Below are 20,802 nucleotides of genomic sequence, written 5' to 3'. Positions count from 1 at the left end.
CTAACTGTATAGTTACTTTTTTTATTATCCTATGCATCTCCTTTTCTCTCCACTGTTAGTACCTGAAAATAAAAAGGTGCCGGATCAAGTTTTGCATGATCATGAAGCCTTTTTCAGACTTTTTGCGAGGTCTTCAAAATCAGAGTGAATCTATAAAATCAGGAGAATAAAAAACGGTTTATATTTCATGGAAAATGAGTTTTACTGATGTTTATCAAAACATAATGATCTAAAACTGGGAACCTACTAAAAGGCTATATAAATCCACATGACCACATTCACATCTTCAGATGCATGGTTTGATAAATGCAGAGAGATAATCATTAATGGGGAACTGCCTGCAACTATTATTACATCCCTGTGCAGAACGTTCGTGGAAGAAGGGCCATTTGATCTCGCCTGGTATGGAGAGCCGTGTTTGGACTCAGGTAGAATCATCCCTGTAAATGTTTATCCTGATGAAAAAGCATTCCCGGATATTTCGGGTTTTGAGAAAGGCTCAAATAATGAAACCCCATCATCTCTGGCCTTGCGTCAGAACAGGATTATTAGGATCAGCGGAATCTCATCTGATGATGATTTCTTAAAATGGGCAAGTGTTGCCATATCCCAAGGTTTTGATTCAGTTATCGCGCTGCCAGTCAAGAACAATCCTCATGCAAGTGGCGTTCTGACTCTTTATACTTCAGGTGGATTCCTCGTCACAGACGTTATTTCCAGCAGACTTGAGGATCTGGCCTCTTATCTTGGCAGAATAATTGAATTGCTTGGCGACAGGGGGAAAAAGGAAAACAAATTTTCAGAGCTTGCAGTTCGTGAAAAAATGTACAGGTCTGTTTTTGAAAACACCGGCACAGGAACCATTATAATAGATCATGACATGACCATATTGTATGCCAATGACAAATTTCTGGGCATGACAGGGTACAAAAGAGAAGAAACTGAAAATATAATGAAGTGGTCGGATTTCGTAGTTCAAGAGGATAATGACCGCATGAGGCTTTATCATTCAGGGAGACGAAAAAAAGAGTCCGGCGACATACCAACAGAATACGAATGCAGGATTACAGACCGTAACGGCAGGGTTAAATCAATATATATGAAAGTTGGAATGATCCCTGACTCATTGCAGTCAATAGCTTCATTCATGGACATAACAGCATGGAAAGTTGCTGAAAACCAGTTAAAGGAAAACGAAGCAAAATACAGAAAACTTTTTGATTTTTCAAATGATTCAATTTTTATTTTAAGGGACGGTATATACATAGACTGCAACATAAAAACCGAAGCCCTGTTTGGAGCAGGCAGGGATAATATAATAGGGAAAACACCAGCATATTTTTCTCCTGATTATCAGCCAGATGGAAGGCGATCTGATGAAAAGGCAAAGGAGATTATTGAGCAGGTTCTTAATGATATACCCCAGTCTTTTGAATGGCTGCATCTAAGGTTTGACGGCACCATGATCGTTTGCGAAGTCGCTCTGACAAAAATATTGATAGAAAACGAGATCTGTATACTTGGTTCCGCAAGAAATATTTCAGCCAGAAAAAAACATGAAGAAGAAATGGCTCGTCTCGCAACCGTTATCGAGCAGGCCGCAGAAGAAGTTATAATCACGGATATTAACGGTATAATAGAGTATGTAAATCCGGCTTTTGAAATAATTACAGGCTATACCCCGGATGATGTTATCGGTAAAAAACCGAGTATAATGAAAAGTGGAAAGCATAGCAGCAACTTTTATAAGAGGATGTGGGCCAAGCTTTTGAATGGTGAGGTATGGAGAGGAGTAATAATCAATAGAGTCAAATCCGGGGATGAGATTATAGAAGATTCCATAATATCTCCTATCAGGGCCAAAAATGGTGAAATAATAGGTTTTATGGCCGCAAAACGCGATGTCACGGAAGAATACGCACTCCATGAACAGCTGAAAACAAGGGAAGAACATTTCAGGGCAATATTTGAAAAAGCCCCTTATGCCATAACAATAAGAAATTTTGACGATGGTAAATACAGTAGCGTCAACCCTGCTTTTGAGCGCCTGACCGGATATTCAAAAAAGGATATTATTGGCAAGACGCCCAAAAATATAGGTTTGCTATCATCAAATTATGACAGGGATAAATTTTTTGAGCGTCTCGTCAAGGATGGTTTTGTCGAGAATCATTTATTAACGGCAACCACTGTTAATGGTGAGACGATCCATTCTATTATTTCTTCTGTCACCATTAACTCAGATGGCAGAAAAAGCATTCTTTCAATGATAGTCGATATTACCGAAGAAAAACGCCTTGAGGAACAGCTTCGTCAGTCCCAAAAAATGGAGGTTATGGGGCAGCTGGCAGGAGGGGTTGCCCATGATTTTAATAATCTGCTTAGCGGTATTATGGGAAATGCCGAGCTTCTGGCAATTTATCTTAAGGATGATTCTCCATTAAAAAAATACGCGGTCTCAATTATCAAAGGGGCTGAAATCGCTGCCGGACTTACAAAAAAACTGCTTGCCTTTTCACGAAAAACACAAATGGTTTCAAGACCCATCGATATACACGAGCCGATTCGTGCAGCAATTGCTCTGCTTGAAAGAAGCATAGACAAGCGGATAACCATTGAAACTGAGTTTAAGTCTTGCTCTCCGATTGTGACCGGAGATATTAACCTTCTTCAGAATGTTTTTATCAACCTTGCTGTAAATGCAAGGGACGCAATGCCTGATGGGGGAAGGATAGTTTTTACAACTTTAGACATTACGCTTGATGACGCATTCTGCAAAAGCCTTAATTATGCCGTAGAACCTGGTAAATTTGTTGAGATTGACATTGCTGATACTGGACTTGGAATCCAGCCTGAAATCATCTCCAAGATTTTTGAACCTTTTTTTACAACCAAGGATATAGGCAAAGGCACCGGTCTCGGACTCTCGGCTGTATATGGCTCTGTAAAGGAGCATCATGGGGCAATAAGCGTTCATAGTGAAATAGGCACCGGAACCATTTTCAGAATTTATCTTCCTTCCGCTAAGTCAGGTGAATATCTCCGGGCTAAACAACATGAAGAGACAGTTATGGGCCGGGGATGTATTCTTGTTGTCGATGATGAGGAAGCTGTCAGAAGTACGGCTGCCGAACTTCTTTTATCCATTGGTTATAATGTATTGACTGCATGTGACGGTCGTGAGGCAATGGAGATTTTTACAAAAGAAAAAAATGAAATAACCGCGGTTTTTCTTGATATGGTTATGCCAGGAATTACAGGTATTGAAGCTTTCAGGCTCTTAAAGCAGATTGATCCGGATGTAAAAGTTGTATTTACTTCGGGATTAACCCGGGAAATTAATTTTTTGGACAAGAATGACTTAGGTTCTTTCCAGTTCATCCAGAAACCATACAAACTTGCCGAACTCAGCAGGGTTATTTCTAATATTAAAAAAAATTAGCGCGGCTCTGCCATTATCCTGCTCTTTTTAATGATGTTCGAACAAACCATATTTTGATGGACTCGCAAACAGTCGAAAAATGCCGTTAGCTTCATGCCGGGCTTGACCCGGCATTATTGTATTTTCAGTGACTTCTGGATTCCGGCCTGTGCCGGAATGACGGAAATCTGACTTTTTGCAAGCCCATCATTATTTATATCCTTGGTTTATATCCCTGAATGAAAAAAATGAGGAACTTTTTTTCAAAAAAGCGACCCGCCGGAGGCACTCACCATAAGAATGGTGACATTGAATATCCTTATTATTCCTATCTTCGTTGGTTTATAAGGGTAACATTGCATTCGGATCAATGTCGGATTACGAGCAAAGAACGCTCTAATCAGACCTACGAATTGGCCTTTTTAAACCTAAGATCATGCGGCGCTCTCAATTTGCCCAAGAATTTTGGATTTAATGAAGTCCTTTATTATTAAAGCGCATTCTTCTGGTTTTTCCATTGGGACAAAATGTCCGGTGTTTGGAACTGTTACAAGGGTGTAGTCCTTAATATATTTTTTAAGGCTTTCCGCAGCGTCAGGATAAAATGTATCTGATTTTTCACCTCTTATTGCAAGGACAGGGCAAAGAATCTTAGAAGCGAATTCCCATGCATCTGTTGGTGCTGACTCAAAAATCTGCGCTTCGAGTTCAGGATCGCATTTAAGTATTGCTGTATTTTCGTCTTCCTCAAGAAGTCCGCATTCAAGGTATGCATCCACAAATTCAGGAGACCAAGTTTTGAAAATCCCACGACCGGACGTAAATCTCTGTAATGCTTCATTTTTACTTGAGAAAACTCTTTTTCTTCTCCTTGCTCCACTTGCAAGATGGAATTTTCCAATCAGTCCTGTAAGTCTGAGAGCTTTAAAAAGATAAAGAATTCTTTTTGGCAGAATTACAGGATCAATTAGAATGATTCCTGAAAAAAGATGGGGATATGTAGCCGCTGCCATATAAGTTGTTACAGCACCAAGAGAATGGCCGATTCCAATTACAGGCGGACTCATTTTTTTTTCTATGAAATTTTTAAGATCATCCGCAAAAATTTTCCAGTGGTTGATTTTCCCTAATGTTTGGCCTATGGAATCACCGTGTCCTCTTATGTCCGTAGCAGTGATTTTTATATCGCTCGCCAGGTGCTTTACAAATGGGTTGTAAGTCCCGGCGCAGAAACCATTGGCGTGGAGAAGATGTGCTTCCGGGCCACTCCCGCTCCAGTCAAGAAAGTGAATTCTTCCGCCGGGTATATTCACAAAGCCTTCATTTGGGGCTGTATCTATGATCTCTGTCATGGCTGTCTCCAGATAATATTTTGTCCAGATTATTTTGTTAACAGATATAATAATGGCTTTGCTATTTGTCAAAATTTGTTTGACAGAATGCGTCACCGGGAGGATATATAAGTATATTATTTTTTGTTTTCTTAAAATCGAATTATTTGGATTTTATCTTTTCTGATAAAATTTTTGTCATAATTATTTTTTAAAAATCCTTGTTCTTGACAAGTTAGCAAAAAGTCAGAAAAAGCCCTGATCGTCATGCCTGACTTGATACGGAATCTTTGTATTTTCAAACGCTTCCGGATTCCGCCCCTGCGCCGGAATGACATAAATCTGACTTTTTGCGAGTCCATCATTCTTAATTACAGCCTCAAAAAGATTTTTCCTAAATTTATTAGTAAATACAATTAGGAAAATATTCTGTTCAACCTTATCAAAAGGAGTCTTTATATGGCAATTATAAGTATTTCGAGAGCATCCTGCAGCGGAGGTAAGTATATTGCTGAGCATGTAGCCGAACGGCTTGGATATGAGTGCATATCTCGCGAGATTTTGATAGAGGCTTCCGGGCAGTTTAACGTTCCAGAAATTCAGCTTGCCAAGGCAATACATGACGGGCCATCTTTTTTTGAAAAACTTACCCATGGGAAAGAAAAGTATATTGCCTATGTTAGAGCTGCTTTGCTGAATTACATCAAAAAGGACAATGTCGTTTATCATGGGCTTGCTGGGCATTTCTTCCTTCAGGGTATTTCGCATGCCTTGAAAGTAAGAACGATTGCAGATTTTGAGTCAAGAGTGCAAGAAGAGATAGTTCGTGAGAATGTTACAGCCACGGTCGCGAGAAAGCTTCTCCTGAATGATGACGAAGCAGGTAAAAAATGGACTCAGCATCTGTATGGAATGGATCAGAATGATCCTGAATTATATGATTTGATTCTTAACCTTAAACAAATAACCATTGAAGATTGTGTAAGCGCAATTTGTCATACTGCTTCGCTTAAATCTTTTGCAACCACAGAAGACTCAAGAAGAATACTTGATAACATAACTCTTTCAGCCAATGCCAAGGCTCTGATTGTGGACAAGTATCATGATGCTATAGTATCTGCTGATTCAGGCGTGGTTGACATTCAGATACCCAAGACCGTTCCTAACAAGAGCGCTATTATTTCTGAAATAGAGAAAAAAGTCGGCTCATACGAAGGGGTTAAATCGGTGAACATACAGGTGACTGAAGAAATTACGCCCCGTTCGTTAATGTATATGTCCAGATAATATTATCAAAAGCAGGGAATCGGTATAAACCGTTCCCTGCGTGATTTGTTTTTAAGGAAAAGAGCTTTTTCGTTTTACAGATTGTTCAATTCTTCTTCGAAAATCCGGTTTTTTTCATCATATTGTTCTGTGTAATCAGCAAGTTTATCAAAAAGATCCTCAATTTCCTTTTCATGGCTGCTGATGGAAATGGATAAATCCCTGATTTTTTCAACATTCTGATCTTCCGAGGCTTTCTGCATTTCCAGGTGAAAAAACGTTAGTTCGGCCTCAAGTTTTTCAATCCTGTTTTCCGTTTTTTTTATGGACTCTTCAAGAGGTTTTAGCTCTTTCGATTTTCTTGTTATTATCTCTGATCTGAGCTTCCTGAGTTCTTTTTTACCAGTTTTTCCTGACTGGTCAGTATCATTGGAATTGATGGACTGGGATGGAGCCTTTTTATCTTCATTTTCCCACCCGATTTTTTCAAGGAAATCCTGGTATGTCCCTTCAAAAACGTCAATCCCATCATTCTGAAAAACGATAAGTTTGGTGGCTATGGCATGTAGGAACATTTCATTATGCGTAACCATCAGAAGCGCACCGTCAAAATTGTCTATCGCGCCAAGAAGAGCGTCGCATGAGTCCATGTCAAGGTGGTTGGTGGGTTCGTCAAGCATCAGCAAATTGAGGGGTGTGACCAGAAGTTTTCCGAGCATGACCCTGCATTTTTCACCACCAGAAAGAACACTTACTTTTTTCAGGGCATTGTCGCCTTCAAACATCATAAGACCGCTTATGTTTCTCGCCTGCTGAAGTGTTACGTCAGCATGGGCATAATGAATTTCGTCAGCAACGGTTTTGCCAGGATCAAGACTTGCAATATTGGTCTGTTCATATACTCCGGTTTTTGCTGAAGCATGATAGGTTATTTTGCCCGAGTCAGGGGATAAGGTACCTGCAAGGAGTTTAAGAAGTGTGGTCTTGCCCCTGCCGTTCTGCCCGATTATACATATTCTGTCGTTTGAGGTTATATTGATGCTGAAGTTTTTGATGAGTGGCTTATCTGTTTCATAGCCAAAATTGATGTCGTTTGCCTCCATTATGAATTTTGCTTTTAGAGGATCGCACCTGAAAGCAAAATCAAGCGAAGACACCTCTTCAAGCTTTTCTTTTTTATCCTGTCTTGCAAGAGTTTTTACCCTTGACTGTACAAGACTTCCAAGCCTGGCTTTTGCCCTGAATCTCCTGATGAAATCCTCGGTTTCCTTTCTTTTCTTTTCATCATTGATTCTTGTTTTTTCATATATTTCTTCCTCTTGTGCGATCTGATTATAAAATTTAGAAGTATCGCCCTGGATTTTTCTGATCTTTGCCCTGTGAATCCCAAGTGTGTGAGTAACAACCTTGTCCATGAAGCTTCTGTCATGGGTTATGAGTATAAGCTCGCCTTTCCAGGAAATAAGGAATTTTTCTATCCATCTTATTGATGTAATATCCAGGTAGTTGGTGGGTTCATCTAAAAGCAGCAGGTCCGGTTCTGATACAAGTACTTTGGCCAGATTTAGTCTTACCTGAAAACCGCCTGAAAAATCGGAAGGAGATCTTGAAAGATCTTCCCTTGAAAAGCCAAGGCCCGCAAGAATTTTTTCGCATTTCCAGACATTGTCTCTTTCAGCTTTTGGAAGGCCAAGGCAGCACTCATCCAGAATGTTTTTTTCAGTGAAGGCAAGGTGCTGCTTTAGATAGCCTATTCGAAAATTTTTGGGACAGGTTATGGAACCGCTGTCATATCCTTCTTCACCACTTATTATTTTTATTAATGTTGTTTTTCCGTGTCCGTTTCTTCCGACAAGACCGATTCTTTCTCCGTCTCCTATCTGGAAACCGGCATTTTCAAATAGAATATGGCCGCCAAAACTCTTGCTTAAATTTTCTACTGCTATCAAGGCTTCCTCCGTATTGGCCTTTGTAAAAACAAAATCAATGACTTCTCAAATCATCATAAATAGTGGGGTTGTGTTTTATTTTTAGCTATGATGCGCATTAATTGCGGCGCTTTTTTTTAAAGCTCCGCAAAAATTTTATTGTTATGTGATTCAACACTTCCCTAAGGAAAATACTTATGAGGCATTCCTCGAGTATTCTTAAAAACCTGGGTTAAAATAACCAAAATAAATAAAAACGCAATGCTGGAATCTAATGAAAGAACAATATGATTTGTAACGTGCGGGTTGTTTTCAGGAAAAATGGGTATTGAATTCTTTAGCCTGGTCTGAATACGATCAGGCTAAAGAATTCATTTATAGATGCTTGAAATAATATATTAAGAATCAATACGTCCCTGATCTTTGGTTTTACGAGCCTTTAGGAGCCATGATTTTCCAAAACTGATCAAAAAATCGTGGGATTGTATCAACAAGATTCCATTTCATCTGATGAAAATACCAGACATAAATCTGCCTGTGTGAAAACATATAGTAAAGATCCCTGGTCATCTGGGGGGTAATTGCAGGATCGATCTCACCCTTTGCTTTGCCATGTTCAATTATTTTATCTGCAATATCAAGTATTTCTGATGTCGTGTAGGTGTCTTCCCTCATCCATGCCCGCATTGGAACCGTAATAAAGGCTGTTATGGCAACTCCTGGATTATTATCGTAATAATTTAGCGTGACCCAAAAAACCTTTCTGAATATTTCCTTTGTGCTGTCCAAGCCTCTTATGTGTTCCTTGATGAGTTCCCTGATTTCTATGATTTTTTCGTCAAGAATTGTGAACAGCAGATCTTCTTTTGATGTAAAATATCTGTAGATGGTACTCGGGCTAAGCCCTGAAAGTTTGTAGATTTCACGGATATTCACCTGATGAAAATCCTTTTTTGAAAAAAGATCAAGCACAACAGGATAAAGACGTAGTTTGTTTTTTTCGGAAAGAGCATTTTTCTTAGTAATTACAGGGGTTTTTTCTAAATAAATCATTTTTATGACCCGACCTGGTTAAAAAAATTAATAGCCGTTCAGTTTTTTGAGATTGAATAATACCGCTAATAATAAAAACATTAGATTAAATCAAGTAGTATGTTAATAATATGTGTTTCAATAATAACATCTAAAAGGAGATTCTGACGCAATTATGGCTGGATCTGACTCAAGCGGCGGTAACAGGAAAGATAATTTGATTCTAACCAGTGGTACTACTGTACGAAGAACTCTGGACAGGACTATCCATCTGGGAATCATACTTGCGTCCATAGTGCCTATAATCATAGTATTCGGCGTGATGAGCTATCATCTTGAATCATCATTTAAAAAGGTAGCTTATGGCCAGATCGAGGACATGGTTTATAAAGACACCAGAAAAATAGACAGTTTTCTTTCTGAAAGACTGGCGGTGCTCAGGCTTTTTCTTGATAACAATGCAGAAAAAATGATGGAGAAGAGCTTTCTCAAACACCAGCTCGATGCCCTCAGAAATGTTTACGGCAATATTTATCTTGATCTTGGAATTGTTGACATAAGAGGGAATTACAGAAATTTCGCTTTACTTAAAGAAGACGGAAAAGAAACCCCGCCATCAGGTGAAGACTGGTTTGTAAACGCAATCACAAGGGATACCTATATAAGCGACGTGTCCGTTAATTCAAGTGGTGAACCATTTTTTGTCGTCGCAATTAAAGTGGATGCAGGTGAGGAACATTTCATATTAAAATCCTCCGTGGATTTTTCAGGTCTTTCAGGACTGGTGAATGATCTTAAAACCGGCAACAGCGGGTCTGTCTGCATAATAAACAAAGCCGGAGCCTTCCAGTTCAAACCTGAAAAAGCTGATTTGAGCGACGGCAAATTGCTTGCCTCTTATGCTGAAAAATATGCAAAGCATTTATCCCCGGGCAAAAAACCAGTAACATTTGAAATTGATAGAACAATCTATTCCATGTCCATACTTAAAGAAGGTGACTGGATACTTGTTTTTCAGCAGAAAAGGGATGAAGTTCTTGAAAGCTTAATTGCAGCAAGGAGAACCCTTCTCATGGTTCTTGCCCTTGTGAGCGCATTTGTCGTAATTGCAGGTTTGTTTATTTCAAGCAAAATTATCACCCAGATAGACAGGCTTGAAACTGAAAAGGAAGAGTTGAACGACAAGGTAATCGAGGCAGGGAAATTGAGCTCCCTTGGTGAGATGGCCGCAGGTATTGCCCATGAAATTAATAATCCTTTGGCAATCATGGTTGAGGAAGCAGGTTGGATTCAGGATATTCTCGAAGATATTCACGAAAAAGACGCAAATACTGAGGAAATTTCAAGGAGCGTCGCACAGATAAGGAGCCAGGGCATTAGATGCAGAAATATCACCCATAAGCTCCTGACCTTTGCAAGGAAACCTGATCACAAGATCGAAGCTGTTGATATTAATGCCCTGATCAGGGAAATGCTTGATCTTACAGGTTCAAAGGCCTTACAGTCAGGAGTTACTATTTCTTTCAACCCTGACCCTGACCTGCCTCCAATCGCAGCTTCGTCCACAGAACTTCATCAGGTTTTCATGAATCTTATTTACAATGCTCTGGACGCCATGGAGATAAAAGGCGGCCAGCTCGGGATTGAAATAGGCAGAACAGATAAGGACATGGGGTACGTCAGGATATCTGATACAGGTGAAGGTATTTCTTCCGATAATATATTTAAGATATATGATCCTTTTTTTACGACAAAGCCGGCAGGCAAGGGGACAGGACTCGGACTATCCATATGCTATGGTATAGTTACGAATCTTGGAGGAGAAATCAAGGTCAACAGCGTTCCTGGTGCAGGTACTATTTTTCACGTAATTTTGCCTTTTTATAAAAACAAATAGTCTTGTGCCCAGGCTTTTTCTTTTTTATCTGGACTTGAATGCATATGGATTCTAATACGATTACAGGCACGTCGGTCAGAGCGGCTTAGTCCAGTCCAAGAGATTTATTTGTGTTTGGGTTCACATGGGTTTTCGCTTTGATCCTGATTAAATTATGGAGGCCGCATGATTTCAAAATCTATACTCATTGTGGATGATGAAAAAGACCTGATGTCAACACTTGTAAGAAGATTGACAAGAAGAGGAATCCGGGCAGACGGTGTCTCCACTGGAAAGGCCGCTATTTCCCGGCTTTCTGAAAAAAGGGCCGATGTTGTTGTTCTTAACATCATTCTACCTGATATGAAGGGGCTGGATCTTATGATGGCCATAAAAAAGCCGGACATGACCCGATCATAATAATACTCACAGGCCATGCTTCGGTAGATCTTGCAAAAAATGCGCTTGAAAACGGAGCAAGCGAATATATTATAAAGCCTTGCCCTGCAGAGGAACTGCTTGGTAGGATTGCGCACTCTTTCAGGAGAAACGATAATCAAACAGTTTATTAATGACAAGGTCTCAAAAAGTCCGATTCCCGTCATTCCGGCGCAGGCTGGAATCCAGAAGTGGCTGAAATTACAAAGATGACGGATCAAGTCAGGTATGACGATTAAGCCATTTTTAGACTTTTTGCGACTCCATCAATAATGGTTTGTTTTGGAATGTTTTTGATCTGCTTGCCTTCTTTCAAAACGAAAGCCTGCAGTTTTGTTCAATCATGATTAACGGCCATTTTCTGGTCATTACATCATCAATGGGTGGTTTCAGGAAGTCCTGACATGGAAATAATCAAACACGCAAAAGAAGTATTGGAAATCGAAGCCCAGGGTATTTTAAGCCTTGTAGACAAGATTGATTCAAATTTTGTTACCCTCGTGGACACAATCTATGAATCAAACGGAAGAGTCATTATATCCGGAATCGGCAAATCCGGTCTTGTCGGTAGAAAAATTGCCGCCACAATGAGCAGCACGGGCACAAATTCTCTCTTTCTCCACCCTGTGGAAGCAATGCATGGTGATCTTGGCATGGTTTCACCAAATGATGTATTCATAGCTCTATCAAACAGCGGAGAAACGAGTGAGCTTAATCTCCTAATGCCAAGTGTAAGAAAAATAGGATGCAAGCTTGTCGCCATGACAGGCAGAACTGATTCTACATTGGCAAAACTCTCTGACATGGTTATTGATGTGGGAGTCTCAAAAGAAGCCTGTCCTATGGGCCTTGCTCCTACGGCAAGTACGACCGCCCTTCTTGCCATGGGTGATGCCCTGGCCGTAGCCCTGATTCACAAGAGGGATTTCAAACCCAGCGATTTCAAAAAATTTCATCCTGGCGGACAGCTGGGGCAGAGACTATCAAGCAAAGTCGGGAACCTCATGCTCAAAGGCGATCTGGTTCCAATAGTCAGGCCAGGAACAGACATGAAACAGGCTCTTCTTGAGATGGACAAATACGCCATAGGCGCCATAATTGTATGTGACGACGAGTGTAATCTTGCCGGAATAATTACAGATGGGGATATCAGGCATAATATTGTCAAGAATCCGAACATGGGTGAACTCAAGGTGGATGACATAATGACAAGGTCGCCAAGATCCCTTGACGAGGAAACTCCAGGCTATGATGCCCTGAACATGATGGAAAAATACCAGATTACTGTTCTTCCGATAACTTCCGGAGGCAATCGTGTCATTGGTGTCCTTCATCTCCATGATATACTTGGAAAGGGCGAGTTCAAGTTCAATGCATCATGATTTTTTTTGATGCTTCCATATTATCATTGGCAACGTAGCAAAAAGTCCGATTTCCGTCATTCCGGCGCAGGCCGGAATCCAGAAATGACTGAAAACACTGGATGCCGGATCAAGTCCGGCATGACGCTGATGACTTTTTGTGTGTTTTTGCGAGTTCATCCTCTTTAATGATCAGTATTCTGGACTAATTAATGGAAAGCCATAAAAATACGGAAGATTTTATATCCCTCACTTCGGCAGACACAGAAATCAGGACTCTTGGAAAAGCAGGTTTCAGATCTCCACTGGCTGAAATGGCTTCGGAATCACCTTGTCCGAGGTTTATAAGCGATTCTGACAGAATTCTAATAGATACCGACGCAAAAAGACTGGCTGAGGTTATTTCAAATGGAGAACAGCCTCCGTCCTTCGAGCTTGCAGGTCCTCGAGAAGACATTTTTTTTGATCCTACAGAAACTGGGTGTGCTGTTGTTACATGCGGAGGTCTGTGTCCTGGCCTAAATGATATCATAAGGTCAATAGTCCTCGAGCTTTATTACAGGTACGGAGTCAAAAGGATTTATGGTATTAAATACGGACTTCAGGGTTTTATTCCTAAATACGGTCATAAAATTGTTGATCTGAGCCCTGAAAATGTCACAGGGATTCTTAACCTTGGCGGTTCAGTGCTTGGCACATCAAGGGGAACCCAGGATATAAACGCAATAATTGACACTCTTATTGAAAAAAAAATAAACATAGTCTTTATGGCTGGTGGAGACGGAACTCTCAAGGCTGCCCTTGCCATTGATTCTGAGTTAAGAAAACGCAATCTGCCCATAAGTATAATAGGTATTCCAAAAACCATTGATAACGACATTTTCATGGTTTCACGATCTTTTGGATTTGATACTGCCGTTGATGTGGCAACCCATGTTATCCAGGCTGCACATAATGAGGCCGCAGGTTTTCCTTATGGAATCGGCCTGATTAAGCTAATGGGCAGATATTCAGGCTTTATTGCGGCAACAGCAGCTCTTGCCCAGCAGGACGCGAATTTTGTTCTTATTCCTGAAGTGGATTTTGATCTTGAAGGACCAAACGGACTCCTGACAAAGCTTCATGAACGTCTCAAGGCAAGGGGACATGCTGTAATAGTGGTGGCCGAAGGAGCAGGGCAGAAATACCTTGAAGATGGAGACAGCCAGCTCGACAAATCAGGTAATGTTAAACTGAAAGACATAGGAATCTACCTAAAAGACAGAATCACAGACTATTTCAAGTATGATGGCATAGATATTTCCATGAAATATATAGATCCAAGTTATACAATCAGGAGCCTGAGAGCCAACGCAAACGACAGCGTTTTTTGTGGTTTTCATGCAAGAGATGCAGTTCATGCAGGTATGGCCGGAAAAACCGGAATGCTTGTTGGGCACTGGAACGGCAGCTTTGTTCATATTCCCATGAAGCTTTCGGCAGGAAAGCGCAAACAGGTCAATCCAAGGGGTAAACTATGGCATACAGTTCTTGAGGCAACCGGGCAGGGCATGCTTCTGAACAATACTGAATGCTGACAAAGCCGCAAAAAGTCTGATTAGCGTCATTCCGGCGCAGGCCGGAATCCAGACGTGTCTGAAAATACAAAGATGCAGGATTAAGTCCGGCATGACGCCGATGCCTTTTTTTGACTTTTTGCGAGTCCATCAATAATCAATTGTGGCTCTGTCTTATTTTCAGCTTGAGCGCCTTCGGCGAGTCGCTTTTTGTAAAAAGCCCCGCAAAAACTTTATGATTATGTCAGATGCTTGGAAAACTTTCGATATTTTTGTAAATCACTTTTTTCAGACCAGACAATCATACTGAAAATAGTGCATAGCCATTTAATCAATTGAGAAATTTTGAAATCAGCTCCGATGCCTTTTCAATTTCTTTAGGGGCAAGCCAGATTGCGTTGGGCTCGTGTCTGAACCACGTAAGTTGCCTTTTGGCATAACGTCTCGTGTCCTGTTTCAGGATCTCTATACTTTTATCAAAATCGACTTCCCCGGCCAGGAATTCACACATATGTCTGTATCCAATTGATTTCATGGGTTTAAGATCTCTTCTATAGCCCATTTCAAGAAGTTTTTTCACTTCATCCGGGAGCCCTTCCTGAATCATGATCTCTACGCGCCTGTTTATTCTCTCATAAAGGTCCGCTCTGTCAATTCCGAGGCAAATTTTTAGGTAGTCGTATCTGCTTTCCCTGAATCCGTGGTCTTCCCATGATTCAGAAATTGGGCGGCCTGTTTTTTCATGATGTTCAAGTGCTCGTATTATCCTGAACGTGTCATTGGGATGTATTTTTTCAGATGCTGGCTGATCTATATTTTTAAGTCTTTCATGAAGAATTGCAGAACCAACGGTTTCTGCTTCTGCTCTTAGTTTTTCGAGTACTATGTCTTCAGCAGGTTCTGACCTGAAAAGCCCGTTTAGGAAAGCTCTTATGTAGAGTCCTGTGCCGCCGACCATAAAGACATTTTTCCCTAAATTTCTCAATCTCTCTTCTTCTTGTGCGGCTCTGTTTGAAAACATTGCAGCATCAAAAGGCTGGTCAGGGGTTACTATATCTATCAGTGAATGGGGGACCAGTGAAAGCTCTTCGGGTGTTGGTTTTGCAGTGCCAATATCCATGTGTTTATATATCTGCATGGAATCCGAGTTGATGATTTCAGCTCCGAATTTCAGTGCGAGTTTTATAGCAAATGCGGTTTTACCAACTCCTGTCGGACCACATATTATGACTACTTTTTGCTTCGAGGTAGTAAATTTGGAAGTTTCCATATGTTTCCATTATCGGCTTGAATCAAGTTAAGGTGTAAGGTCTTTCTAAATACCACAATTTAATGCGTTTTGCCTTAAATATCGAGGGACAAATATATTGACAATAATAATTTATCTGGTTAATGAAAGTACCTGCATAAAAAAGATTCGGAAATATGGCGGTTAGAGCCGCCTCGGTTTTGTAAATCAGTTATTTGTATCAGTTTTATTAATAAGCCGCTTCCTGATGGGGGTGGTGAAACGTTTTGAACAGGAGAAGGAAACCATGGCAAAGGATGTAATCGGATCCGCAATGGTCATTGGTGGTGGTATTGCAGGCATGCAAACTGCACTGGATCTCGCCGACTCCGGGTATTATGTTTACCTGGTCGAAAAAGGCCCGTCCATCGGTGGCGTCATGTCACAGCTGGACAAGACCTTCCCAACCAACGACTGCGCGATGTGAATTATCTCACCCAAACTGGTCGAGGTCGGCCGGCATTTAAACATCGAGCTTAAAACACTTAGTGAAGTAGTAAACGTAACCGGTGAAGAAGGGAATTTCCAGGTGGAAATTCTCCAGAAACCAAGATACGTAGATCCTGACAAATGTATCGCCTGCGGAGCATGTACTGAAAAATGCCCCAAAAAGGTAACTGATACATATAATGCAGGTCTTAAAACCAGAAAAGCCATTTATGTAGAGTATGATCAGGCGGTGCCATTAAAGTATGCTATTGACGGCACTCAGTGTATCAAGATTACAAAGGGCAAATGCGGTCTTTGCGAAAAGATCTGCCCAACCGGCGCCATTCTTTATGATGACAAGGAAAAGACAGAAGTCATAAATGTAGGTTCTGTTGTTCTTGCTCCTGGCTTCAAGCCTTTTGATCCTTCAGTTTTCGATACGTATCAGTACACAAAATTCCCGAATGTAATTACTTCTCTGGAATTTGAGCGTATTCTTTCTGCTTCTGGCCCCACCATGGGACATCTTGTCAGAAGATCTAAAGATCACGAAGAACCTAAAAAAATAGCCTTTTTCCAGTGTATCGGTTCCCGCGATATGAACCGCTGCAATAATGGTTATTGCTCATCCGTATGCTGTATGTACGCCATCAAGGAAGCCGCTATTGCCAAAGAGCATAATGGTGATGATCTTGACTGCGCGATTTTCTTTATGGACATGCGTACCCACGGCAAGGATTTCGAGCGTTATTATAATGATGCAGAGAAAAAAGGCGTCCGTTTCGTAAGAAGCCGTGTCCACACCATCAATCCTGTTCCTGAAACCGATGATCTTGAAGTTCGCTATGTAACTGAAAGCGGAGAACTCAAGACCGAAGTATTCAACATGATTGTTCTCTCCATCGGCCTTGAAACCGATCCCAAGACTGTTGAGCTTGCTAACAAGTTAGGCGTTGAACTTACCAAGGGCAGATTTGCTGCTACAGGTTCTTTCACTCCTGTTGCGACTTCAAAGCCAGGCGTTTTTGTTTGCGGTGCTTTCCAGGGACCAAAAGATATTCCTCAGGCTATGATCGACGCGAGTGCCGCAGCAGCTGCTGCCGGAGAACCGCTTGTATCTGCCCGCGGAACACTCACAAAAACCGAGGATGCTGTCCCCCAGGTCAATGTAAAAGGCGACAGACCTAAAATCGGTGTATTTGTATGCAGTTGCGGTACAAACATTGCGGGTGTAATAGATGTTGCAACCCTTACCGAATATGCCAAGTCTCTTCCATATGTCGAGTTCTCCTTTAACAACATGTTCTCATGCTCCCAGGACTCCCAGGACAAGATTGCTCAGATTATCAAGGAACAGGGGCTTAACAGGGTTGTTGTTGCAGCCTGTACTCCTAAGACACATGAGCCTCTTTTCCAGGAAACCCTGCTTGCTGCCGGTCTGAACAAATATCTCTTTGAGATGTGCAATATCCGTAATCACGGATCCTGGGTTCACAAAGAAACTCCTGAAGCTGCCACAGAAAAGGCAAAAGACCTCCTTAGAATGGCTGTTTCCAAGGTTGCTCTTTCCCAGCCTCTTGAAGAAGCCCAGCTCCAGGTAAATCAGGTGGCTCTTGTAATCGGCGGTGGTATAGCCGGAATGACAGCTGCAAAAGCTCTTTCTACTCAAGGTTACGAAGCTCATATAGTTGAAAGAAATGAAACTCTTGGTGGCCAGGCTCTCCGTCTGTTCAAGACTCCGAAAGGCGAAGACATCCAGGCCAACCTTGCTGCAATGGTCAAGGAAGTAAATGACAATCCAAAGATACACGTCCATCTGAATACCAGTATAGACAATGTTGACGGTTTTGTCGGAAATTTCAAGACCAAGCTTGTTTCAGCCTCTGGTGAGAAGATGCTTGACCATGGCGTTGCCGTCATGGCAACAGGCGCTGCTCCTCTTGCTCCCACCGAATACATGTTCGGCAAGGATCCCCGTATAATCACAAGCCAGGAGCTTGATGAGAAGTTCATTAAAAATGATCCTTCTCTGAATGACGTTGAAACAGCTGTGTTTATCCAGTGCGTTGGCTCAAGGGAGCCTGAAAGACCATATTGCTCGCGTCTTTGCTGCACACACAGCATAGACAACGCCCTTGAACTGAAGCACCGAGATCCGGAAAAGACTGTTTATGTTCTATACCGTGATATCCGTGCATATGGTGAACGTGAGTATTTGTACCGTGAAGCACGCGATGCAGGAATCATATTCATCCGTTACGACCTTGAAAGCAAACCAAAGGTAAGCATCAAGGAAGGAAAGGTATCCATTCTGATCACCGATCCTGTTCTTGGTCTGCCACTTGACATCAGGGCTGATCTTGTTTCCCTTGCCACAGCTATAATACCTTACAAGGATGAAAAACTCGCCCAGTTCTTCAAAGTTCCGATGAATGCGGACGGTTTCTTTGTTGAACGTCACGCAAAACTCGGACCTTCCGAATTTGCTACAGACGGCGTATTCCTCTGCGGTATGGCTCATTATCCTAAGCCTATAGATGAATCAGTGGCCCAGGGTCAGGCAGCGGCATCAAGAGCTATAACTCTTCTTGCAAGAGAAAATATTTTCACCAGCGGTCAGGTTGCCTCTGTTGATCCTTATTACTGCAGTTCATGCGGAATATGCGTGAGTGTTTGTCCTTACTCTGCTCCTTCTTTCATTACTGAAGGACCAAATACAGGTAAGGCCAAAATCAATCCGGTACTTTGCAAAGGCTGCGGTCTGTGCGTTTCATCATGCCGTTCCGGTGCCATCCACCACAGCGGCTTTGACAATGACCAGATTTTTGCCCAGATCTTCGCCTTGAACCAGGGTTAATCGAGCAGTATTTAAGGACGCGAATTATTTTTAAGGAGATAATATAATGGGTGATTGGGAACCTAAAATAGTCAGTTTTCTCTGCAACTGGTGCAGCTACGGTGCAGCTGACCTTGCAGGCGTTAGCCGGTTTCAGTATCCGGCAAACATACGTGTAATACGCATACCCTGTACTGGCCGTATGAGTCCTAAGTTCTTCCTCTCAGCACTTAAGGAAGGCGCCGACGCGGTATGGGTCTCTGGCTGACATCCGGGAGACTGCCATTACCTGGAAGGTAATTACTACGCAAGAAGAAAGTTTGTACTCTTTAATGAACTGGCTGAATATATGGGCATCGAGCCTGGCCGCCTCCATTACTCGTGGATTTCCTCTGCAGAATCCACAAAATTTGTGGATGTAGTCAAGCAGGTGACAGAGGCGGTTAAAGCTGTTGGACCCAATAAACGTTTTGTAAAAGACCAGCTAAGGTAAAAGACTATGAACGGATACATAGATAAAATTAAAGAAGCAGCACGCCGTGTTCTTGCAGAGAAAAAGGTGGATGTTGTCATAGGCTTCAAAAAAGGAAGTGTTGCCATGATGACAGAACCTTGCCTCGTGAGTGACGCGGATTCGGTTGATAAACTGGTGTGGGATTCCAACTGCCGCCTTAACCTTGCCAATTACGCAAAGGGCAGAAAAGGCACAATGGCAGTCATAGCCAAGGGCTGTGATTCCCGTAACCTTGTTACACATATAATTGAAAACCAGATAAAGCGTGAACAGGTTTATATAATCGGCGTACCATGCAAGGGCATGGTTGATAAGACAGCCGTGAAGGCAATGTTCGACGGTGACATTACTTCTATGACTGAAAATGGCGACGATATAAAGTTTGTTTGTGACGGTGCTGAAAAATCAGTTAAGAAAGCTGACATTTTGCAGGATAACTGTAGAACATGCATACGCCGCAATCCTGTTCTTTGCGATGAGATGATAGCTGAACCTGTGGAAGAGCAGCAGGTTGTAGATCGTTTTGCATCTGTAAACAAGATTGAAGCCATGTCAGTTGATGACAAGTGGAAGTTCTTCGAAGACTTGCTTTCTCCATGCACAAGATGTTACGCGTGCAAGAATGCGTGTCCTCTATGCTACTGCCCGACCTGTTTTGTTGACGAATCCCGTCCACAGTGGGTAGGAAAAGGCACGGATCCGGTTGATATCAGAACTTACCATTTCCTCAGGGCATATCACTGCGCTGGCCGCTGTACAGATTGCGGAGCATGTGAAGCAGCATGTCCTATGGATATAAAGGTAAGGCTTTTCACCAAAAAGCTTGAAAAAGGCTGTGTTGAAAATTTTGGTTGGGAAGCGGGAATGTCGCTTGATCAGCGTCCTCCAATGGATACATTCAAGATCGACGATCCAGAAACCATTATCCGGTAGCAGATCAGGCCATAGTGGTCTGATCATATAGAAGAACTCAACGTTTTCAGGGGACATGCCATGAAAATTATAAAGATAGACAAGTCAGCCTGGGCTGCCGGAGTGGATAAGTCACGGAGTGCATACCGTCTGGTGGGCCCGGTCAAGGATAAGCAGTTCCATGTATTCAGAGGGCTTGCAGCTGGCGAACAGCCCGACATGGGTTACAAAAACACAAGACTTTCACCAAAGTCCATAGCTTTCCCGGCATCTGAAACCATGCTGGTTTATAATCTGGACGAAAATGTGGAAGGCCATCATATAATGAAAGAGGCTGAAAAGGATTATTCAGCCCAGGCCGTAATCGGCATCAGACCATACGACGCCAAGGCTTTCAAACTTGTTGAACTCAACTTCAACAATCCTGATTATCAGGATCCTTACTGGGTAAAGGCTTATGAATGCACAACCTTCATAGGCCTTGCGATCAACAGCCCTGACCAGTTTGATTTTTCCACAAGCTGCGGAACAGGGCCATTTGATGACTCGGCTCTGGATGTAATGCTTGTTGATGCTGGTGACAGCTACCTTGCAAAGGTGATGACAGACAAGGG

General features: G+C 41.9%; 12 protein-coding genes and 2 pseudogenes. 10 read left to right on the top strand and 4 right to left on the bottom strand.

Annotated elements, in window-relative coordinates; genetic code table 11:
• The first annotated feature begins 268 nt into the window (after positions 1-268).
• Complete coding sequence (locus K245_RS0110925; protein ID WP_027359317.1) at positions 269-3,442, top strand: hybrid sensor histidine kinase/response regulator; 3,174 nt, start codon at positions 269-271, stop codon at positions 3,440-3,442.
• Positions 3,443-3,855: 413 nt separating this feature from the next.
• Here the strand turns inward: K245_RS0110925 and K245_RS0110920 are convergent, their stop codons facing one another.
• Positions 3,856-4,773, bottom strand: coding sequence for an alpha/beta fold hydrolase (locus K245_RS0110920; protein ID WP_027359316.1), 918 nt, complete (start codon positions 4,771-4,773; stop codon positions 3,856-3,858).
• Between the two features lie 438 nt (positions 4,774-5,211).
• Here K245_RS0110920 and K245_RS24020 point away from each other — a divergent pair, with 438 nt between their 5' ends.
• On the top strand, positions 5,212-6,039 hold the full coding sequence (locus K245_RS24020) for a cytidylate kinase-like family protein (protein WP_051284047.1): 828 nt from the start codon (positions 5,212-5,214) through the stop codon (positions 6,037-6,039).
• A gap of 74 nt (positions 6,040-6,113) precedes the next feature.
• On the opposite strand, the gene K245_RS0110910 is transcribed toward K245_RS24020, so the two are convergent.
• A complete protein-coding gene (locus K245_RS0110910) occupies positions 6,114-7,925 on the bottom strand; it encodes an ABC-F family ATP-binding cassette domain-containing protein (RefSeq protein WP_408605760.1) in 1,812 nt (603 codons plus the stop codon).
• 450 nt (positions 7,926-8,375) lie between these two features.
• Positions 8,376-8,999 carry a TetR/AcrR family transcriptional regulator gene (locus K245_RS0110905; protein ID WP_027359314.1) on the bottom strand — a complete coding sequence of 208 codons (624 nt, stop codon included), beginning with the start codon at positions 8,997-8,999 and terminating at the stop codon, positions 8,376-8,378.
• A gap of 154 nt (positions 9,000-9,153) precedes the next feature.
• Between K245_RS0110905 and K245_RS0110900 the strand changes: the two genes are divergently transcribed.
• From K245_RS0110900 to K245_RS24010, 4 genes and pseudogenes are all read left to right on the top strand, one after another.
• On the top strand, positions 9,154-10,875 hold the full coding sequence (locus tag K245_RS0110900) for a sensor histidine kinase (protein ID WP_051284046.1): 1,722 nt from the start codon (positions 9,154-9,156) through the stop codon (positions 10,873-10,875).
• A gap of 165 nt (positions 10,876-11,040) precedes the next feature.
• Positions 11,041-11,426, top strand: a pseudogene (locus tag K245_RS28560) (response regulator).
• A gap of 270 nt (positions 11,427-11,696) precedes the next feature.
• Entirely contained in the window at positions 11,697-12,674 is a 978-nt protein-coding gene (locus K245_RS0110890) for a KpsF/GutQ family sugar-phosphate isomerase (protein ID WP_027359312.1), read from the top strand.
• A 191-nt stretch (positions 12,675-12,865) separates the two neighbouring features.
• A complete protein-coding gene (locus K245_RS24010) occupies positions 12,866-14,230 on the top strand; it encodes an ATP-dependent 6-phosphofructokinase (RefSeq protein ID WP_051284044.1) in 1,365 nt (454 codons plus the stop codon).
• A gap of 310 nt (positions 14,231-14,540) precedes the next feature.
• Here K245_RS24010 and miaA read toward each other — a convergent pair whose 3' ends face one another.
• Complete coding sequence (gene miaA, locus K245_RS0110875) at positions 14,541-15,479, bottom strand: tRNA (adenosine(37)-N6)-dimethylallyltransferase MiaA (RefSeq protein ID WP_027359311.1); 939 nt, start codon at positions 15,477-15,479, stop codon at positions 14,541-14,543.
• Between the two features lie 265 nt (positions 15,480-15,744).
• On the opposite strand from miaA, the gene K245_RS0110865 reads away from it, so the two are divergent.
• From K245_RS0110865 to K245_RS24000, 4 genes and pseudogenes are all read left to right on the top strand, one after another.
• Positions 15,745-18,783, top strand: a complete 3,039-nt coding sequence (locus K245_RS0110865; RefSeq protein WP_156906771.1) for a CoB--CoM heterodisulfide reductase iron-sulfur subunit A family protein — start codon at positions 15,745-15,747, stop codon at positions 18,781-18,783.
• A gap of 46 nt (positions 18,784-18,829) precedes the next feature.
• Positions 18,830-19,255 (top strand): hydrogenase iron-sulfur subunit, encoded by a 426-nt coding sequence (locus K245_RS24005; RefSeq protein ID WP_156906770.1) that lies wholly within the window; start codon positions 18,830-18,832, stop codon positions 19,253-19,255.
• Between the two features lie 6 nt (positions 19,256-19,261).
• Positions 19,262-20,209 carry a 4Fe-4S ferredoxin gene (locus K245_RS0110850; RefSeq protein WP_027359306.1) on the top strand — a complete coding sequence of 316 codons (948 nt, stop codon included), beginning with the start codon at positions 19,262-19,264 and terminating at the stop codon, positions 20,207-20,209.
• Positions 20,210-20,269: 60 nt separating this feature from the next.
• A pseudogene (locus K245_RS24000) lies at positions 20,270-20,802 on the top strand (4Fe-4S dicluster domain-containing protein); the annotation flags it as partial.

The organism is Desulforegula conservatrix Mb1Pa (assembly GCF_000426225.1).
GTDB lineage: Bacteria > Desulfobacterota > Desulfobacteria > Desulfobacterales > Desulforegulaceae > Desulforegula > Desulforegula conservatrix.
Note: the sequence above shows the minus strand (reverse complement) of the source record. Positions and strands in the feature narration are given on the sequence as shown.